2 protein-coding genes are annotated in these 758 nt (G+C 70.2%); one reads left to right on the top strand and one right to left on the bottom strand.

Features of this window, described 5'->3' with window-relative positions; translation table 11 throughout:
- The coding region (locus tag JMF90_RS40540) for a hypothetical protein (RefSeq protein ID WP_236598155.1) at window positions 1–239 on the top strand (239 nt) is incomplete at its 5' end.
- Window positions 240–344: 105 nt separating this feature from the next.
- Here the strand turns inward: JMF90_RS40540 and JMF90_RS39095 are convergent.
- Window positions 345–758 (bottom strand): biopolymer transporter ExbD (locus JMF90_RS39095; RefSeq protein ID WP_201326551.1); only part of this gene is annotated, 414 nt, incomplete at its 5' end.

Genomic DNA, 758 nt, shown 5'->3' with positions numbered 1-758 from the left:
CGCCCTGGGCGGCGGCTTCGACGTCGGCGGGTACGTATCTCTCGTGCATGGTGTGGTTCGGGCTAGGCTTTAAGCGGCGCGACGGCTCGCGCGCAGGATTGGATCGAAAATCGTGCTGGCCCGGCGGCGCTGCAGGTTCGCTGTGGCGGGACCTGTTCGGGGTGTCCGGATATTTTCCGGGTTGCCTGGAAAATGCCGGGTTACCTGGAAAAAAACCTGCCAGCCGGGAAAAACAATGATTATACCGTCAGCGCCGGCGCATCCGGCCGGTCTTGCGGCGTGCGGCCCGCCCCCGCGACGGGCGGGAACTTGCCTGACGATTGGCGCGGCGGCCCGGCGGCGCGTCAGGGTTTCGCGCCGGCGGCGGCGGGCGCCGCAGCACCCGCCGGCGGCACGTCGGTCACGAAGCCGATCCGCGTGAGGCCCGCGGCCTGCGCGGCGCCCATCACCTGCGCGATCACGTCGTAGCGCGTCGCGCGCGACGCACGCAGCCGCAGCTCGGGCGGCGCGGCGCCCGCGGCGGCGGCCTTGAACCGCGCGGGCAGCGCGTCGAGCGCCACCGGTGTGTCGTCCCAGTAGAGCTTGCCCGCGTCGTCGATCGACAGGGTGACGGATTGCGGCGTGTCGCGCGCGACACTCGCCGCGACCTTCGGCAGGTCGAGCCGGATCGCGTGCGTCATCAGCGGTGCGGTGATGATGAAGATGACGAGCAGCACGAGCATCACGTCGATCAGCGGCGTCATGTTGATCTCCGCCAT

This window comes from Burkholderia sp. E168m23 (assembly GCF_016586125.1).
Taxonomy (GTDB): Bacteria; Pseudomonadota; Gammaproteobacteria; order Burkholderiales; family Burkholderiaceae; genus Burkholderia; species Burkholderia orbicola.
Note: the sequence above shows the minus strand (reverse complement) of the source record. Positions and strands in the feature narration are given on the sequence as shown.